This is a genomic window from Massilia sp. P2_C2 (assembly GCF_056404615.1).
In genome coordinates this window covers 1-5183 of sequence record NZ_JBFUDR010000375.1, presented here as the reverse complement: position 1 = coordinate 5183, position 5183 = coordinate 1, and the positions used below count along the sequence as shown (strand labels likewise).

Below are 5183 nucleotides of genomic sequence, written 5' to 3'. Positions count from 1 at the left end.
ATCAGCGCGGTGACGCCGGACGGCGCCTTGCGCGTGCTGGCGCAGCGCGGCGACACGCGGCCGCCGGACGCCTGCGAATGCGGCACTGGCCGCGCCGCTGCCGGCGACCCGGCGGCCGGCGATCCGGCGCTCGTCTGCCTGCCGCTGCAGTCCGGCGAACGCCGCCTGGGCATGCTGCACGTGCACGCCGATCCCGACGAATTCGGCGTCGAGGAGCGCGAACTGCTGGACAACGTGGCCAAGCAGGTCGCCCTCGCGCTCGAGCGCGCCCGGCTGTACACCCGCGCCGAGGCGCTCGTCGTCGAACGGACCGCGGCGCTGCGCTCGGAACGCAACCGCCTGTCCGCGATCGTCGAGACGGCAGGCACGCTGGTGCTGCTGACGGAGCCGGACGGCCGCATCGTGACCTTCAACCGCGCCTGCGAAGAATCGCTGGGCTGGCGTGCCGACGACGCGCTCGGCCGGCCGTGCTGGGAAGTGGTGCGCGGTGCCAACGATCCGGACGCCGTGCGCCACCTGTTCGCCGGCATCGCCGACCAACCGCCGCCGCAGCGCCTGCAGGGCGAATGGCGTACGCCGAACGGCGGCACGCGGAATATCGTGTGGACGCATACGCTGCTGCGGCGCGAAGACGGCAGCGTGGAATTCGTGCTCGCCACCGGCATCGACGTCACCGAACTGCGGGGCGCCGAAGAACGGCTGCACTACGCCAGCCACTATGACGCCGTCACCGGCCTGCCGAACCGCGACCTGCTGCGCGAACGCCTGCGCAGGTTGAAGGGCGAGGCGCGCGCCGAAGACCGCGTGCTCGGCTTCATGCTGTTGCGCTTCACGCGCATGGCGCTGATCCGCGAGGCCCTCGGACCGGGCGCGGAGCAGGCCCTGCTGCAGGAAGCGGCCGTGCGCCTGCGCGACGTGGGCGCGCAGGACTTCGTCGCCCGCTTCTCGGAAGGCGCGTTCGCGCTGGCCCTGCTGCGCGCCGACACCGAGGAGCTCGCGGCCACCGCGCGGYGCGTGCTGGCCGCGCTGGGCGCACCGTACAGCCATGAGCGCGAGGATTTTCACCTCGACCCGAGCATCGGCATCGCCATCTACCCGAACGACGGCGTCGCCTACGACACGCTGGCACGCGGCGCGGAGACGGCGCTGCGCCAGGCGGCCGACGGCGGCGGCCAGCGCTACGCGTTCTACCGGCCGGAACTCAACCGCGAAGCCAACGACCGCTTCAAGCTGGAGAATGGATTGCGCCGCGCCCTCGAACGGGGCGAGCTGGAACTGCATTACCAGCCGCAGATGGACGTCATCCGCGGCAGCATCGCCAGCGCCGAGGCTCTGCTGCGCTGGCGCCATCCGGAGCGGGGCTACGTGCCGCCCTCGGTCTTCATCCCGCTGGCCGAGGAGACCGGCATGATCATCGAGATCGGCGAGTGGGTGCTGCGCGAGGCCTGCTGCCAGCTGCAGCTGTGGCGCCAGGCGGGCGTACCGGTCGTGCCCGTGGCCGTGAACCTCTCCGTGCACCAGTTCACGGAACAGATCCTCGGCACCGTGCGCAGCGTCCTGTCCGACTGCGCGCTGGAGCCGGGCCTGCTGGAGCTGGAGCTGACGGAAAGTACGTCGATGGAAGACGCCGGCAAGAGCTTCTCGCTGCTGGGGCAGTTGAAGGAGATCGGCATCCGGCTCGCCATCGACGATTTCGGCACCGGTTATTCGAACCTGAACTACCTGAAGCGCTTCCCCGTCGACCGCCTGAAGATCGACCAGTCGTTCGTGCGCGACCTGGAGCGGGACCCCGACGACCTGGCCATCGCGCGTGCCGTCATCGGCATGGCGCACGGCCTGCGGCTGTCGGTGGTGGCGGAAGGGGTGGAGACGGCCGGCCAGCTGGATCTGCTGGCCAATCTCGGTTGCGACCTCGTGCAGGGCTATCTGTTCAGCCGCCCGGTGAAGGCGGCGGAATTCGCCGCCATGCTGACGGCCGGGAAGGTCTCGGCCGCCGCGTGACGGCGCCAAGGCGTGTCTGGCTGAAAACACAGCAGCCGCAAACGCTCTGCACAGCGGCTTTTGTCTGCGTCCGGAAGCCCGGGTTGTCAAGCGCACCCGTGGTTCGGTGTAAGGTGAGAATTCTAAACCGTCTTTGATCTCGAAAATGTTCGGGCGACAAATCGTGAGATTTGGTGATTTTTTGCCTGTATTTTTCGAGTAAACTCGCAGCGCCAATATTTACAGCCCATCATATTCTTCGATTTCGACGATGCTCATCGGTGGTTCAGCGACTATTAGAAGGCCTGACTGAATCGCTCGAAGACGTAATAGAACCCGACTTTAGAACTGGCAAACCCTGTCGGTGGAGAATGCTGTAGATGGTTATTATAAAAGTTCCTCTCGGGATTTCATGAAAGCATTTAAATGAAAAAAATCATTTTGACATTTTTTATGACGTTTTGCWCTATTTTCTCCTCAGACGCATTTGCGAACTATTTTTGTTCGGGCACTGTGAGTTATCTCGCGATAGAAGGCAATGGAAATGTGGTGGTCGCTATCAATAACTCGACACAAATCCATAAAATCTGCAATATGGATACGCAAGGAAGTTATACGATGGTTATCGCCGCGTGCAAGGCGGCCTATAGCACATTATTGGCAGCAAAAATATCAGGAAACTCAATGAGAATTTATTACTACGATAACGGCTTTACCTGTAGCACCATTCCCAGTTGGGACATCATTCATGAGGCTTATTTTGTCGAGGGGCCATATTGAGATTCATGAAATAGATCCATTAATTAGGTAACCAAGCCCCAACATTGGTACGACCGTGACGAAATTGGCGGCTACTCCGAGCTTTTTGCCGCCATCAATCTTCAGTTCAGTCAGTGCGATTCACTATTGTCCGATCGGCCAGGATTTCGTTGAATCAGCCAGACAGCGCTGGCCGCCAGATGCCACTCAGGTGCCAATGTAGACGATCTTGAAGGCGAATAGGGCGGCGATCACCCAGATCACAGGCTTGACTTCGCGCGCGCGGCCGGTCGTCAGCTTGAGCAGCGCATACATGATGAAGCCGAACGCGATGCCTTCCGCGATCGAATACGTAAACGGGATCACGAGGGCGGTGATGGCGGCCGGCACGGCTTCCGTCGTGTCGTTCCACTCGATGTCGCCCAGGTCGCGCAGCATCAGGCAGGCGACGAACAGCAGTGCCGGCGCCGTCGCGTAGGCGGGTACCACGCCGGCCAGCGGCGCGATGAACAGACAGGCGAGGAACAGCACGGCCACCGTCAGCGCCGTCAGGCCCGTGCGGCCGCCGGCCTGCACGCCGGCTGCGCTCTCGATGTACGCCGTCGTGCTGGACGTACCGAGCACCGATCCGGCGACGATGGCCGCGCTGTCGGCCAGCAGTGCCTTGTTGAGGCGCTCCATCTTGCCCTCCACGAGCAGGCCCGCACGGCTCGCGACGCCCATCAGCGTGCCGGTGGCGTCGAACAGTTCGACGAGAAAGAACACGAGCACCACGTTGAGGATGCCGACGCCCAGCGCGCCCTTGACGTCCAGGTGCATCAGCGTGGGCGCGATCGACGGCGGCGTCGAGACGAGACCGTGGAACGAGTTCCCGCCGAAGAAGAAGCTGAGGATGGTCACGGCGACGATGCCGATCAGGATCGCGCCGCGCACCTTCAGGCGGTCGAGGGTCACGATCAGCAGGAAGCCGACGACCGCCATGATGGCTTCCGGCTTGTGCAGGTCGCCGGCCTGCACGAGCGTAGCCGGACTCGCCACGACGATGCCCGCACTCTTCAAGGCGATCAGTGCGAGGAACATCCCGAGGCCCACCGTGATCGCCACGCGCAACGAGCGCGAGATGCCGTTCACGATCATCGCGCGCAGCCCGAACACCGAGACCAGGATGAACAAACAGCCCGACACGAACACGGCGCCGAGCGCCGCCTGCCACTGCACCTTCATGCCCAGCACGACGGCGTAGGCAAAATAGGCGTTCAGGCCCATGCCTGGCGCCATCGCGATGGGATAGTTCGCATACAGGCCCATCACCAGGCTGCCGAGCGCCGCCACCAGGCAGGTGGCGACGAACACGGCATCCTTCGGCATCCCGGCGTCGCCGAGGATCGTCGGGTTGACGAAGATGATGTAAGCCATCGTGAGAAATGTCGTCAGGCCGGCCAGGATTTCCGTCCGGACGTCGGTGCCGCTCTGGCGTAGTTTGAATAGTTGCTCGAGCATGTCGTGGGGGCTCCAGGGGAGGGTGGGTGCGGCGCCGCGTCTTGAATTCAGGCATCGTTAGAGCCGATGAACGAAGGATAACACCTCGCCGCGAGACTATACAGACAGACAAGTTTGTATGTCAAAAGCATCGGCATGCGGACGGAGCAGCCGGAGTAAAAGGCCTTGCACAGGTAATATATTAGGCATACCATCCTGATATATCAGCTAAGCCAACCAAGGAACAAAACATGACCGCCTTCATGGACGAGGATTTCCTTCTCACGACCGACGTCGCTCGCAAGCTCTACCACGACGTTGCCGCCGACCTGCCCGTCATCGACTACCACTCGCACCTGCAGCAGGGCGAAATCGCCGAGCGCAAGAAATTCCGCAACATCGCGGAGCTGTGGCTGGGCGGCGACCACTACAAGTGGCGCCTGATGCGTACGGCTGGCGTGCCCGAGGAATACTGCACCGGCGGCCGCTCGGACAAGGAAAAATTCCTGGCGTTCTGCAAGGTGCTGCCGCTCGCCATCGGCAACCCGATCTATCACTGGAGCCACCTGGAGCTGCGCCGCATCTTCGGCATCGACCTGGTCATCAACGAAAAGAACGCGGAAGCGATCTGGGAACAGGCGAATGCGAAACTGGCCACGATGGACACGTGGACGTTCCTGGAGCAGGCGAAGGTGGAAATCGCCTGCACGACGGACGATCCGGCCGACGACCTGCTGCAGCATGCCGAAATCGCGCAGTCGGCGCTGAAGACCCGCGTGCTGCCGGCCTATCGTCCGGACAAGGCCATGCGCATCAATAATCCCGGTTTCGGTGAGTACGTGGCGCGCCTGTCCGGCGTGGCTGGCGTGCAGATCGATTCCTTCGCCGCCCTGATCGCGGCGCTGGCCAACCGTGTTGAGTATTTCCACGCCCGCGGCGGCCGCATTTCCGACCATGCCATCGAC

At 63.1% G+C, this 5183-nt stretch carries 4 protein-coding genes; 3 read left to right on the top strand and 1 reads right to left on the bottom strand.

Going from position 1 to position 5183, the window contains the following annotated elements; genetic code table 11:
• Both AC1DYX_RS27430 and AC1DYX_RS27425 read left to right on the top strand, forming a co-directional pair.
• Positions 1-2001, top strand: a 2001-nt coding sequence (locus AC1DYX_RS27430) for a putative bifunctional diguanylate cyclase/phosphodiesterase (RefSeq protein ID WP_477264791.1), incomplete at its 5' end; no start/stop codon positions are given.
• Positions 2002-2406: 405 nt separating this feature from the next.
• Positions 2407-2760, top strand: coding sequence for a hypothetical protein (locus tag AC1DYX_RS27425; RefSeq protein ID WP_477264789.1), 354 nt, complete (start codon positions 2407-2409; stop codon positions 2758-2760).
• A 186-nt stretch (positions 2761-2946) separates the two neighbouring features.
• On the opposite strand, the gene AC1DYX_RS27420 is transcribed toward AC1DYX_RS27425, so the two are convergent.
• Positions 2947-4239, bottom strand: a complete 1293-nt coding sequence (locus AC1DYX_RS27420; RefSeq protein ID WP_477264787.1) for an NCS2 family permease — start codon at positions 4237-4239, stop codon at positions 2947-2949.
• 230 nt (positions 4240-4469) lie between these two features.
• Here AC1DYX_RS27420 and AC1DYX_RS27415 point away from each other — a divergent pair.
• A partial coding sequence (locus AC1DYX_RS27415) for a glucuronate isomerase (protein ID WP_477264785.1) occupies positions 4470-5183 on the top strand: 714 nt, incomplete at its 3' end.

Bases quoted from the DNA above. Each gene is read 5' to 3' on its own strand.
- AC1DYX_RS27420 (WP_477264787.1), bottom strand. From the start codon at position 4,239: ATGCTCGAGCAACTATTCAAACTACGCCAGAGCGGCACCGACGTCCGG.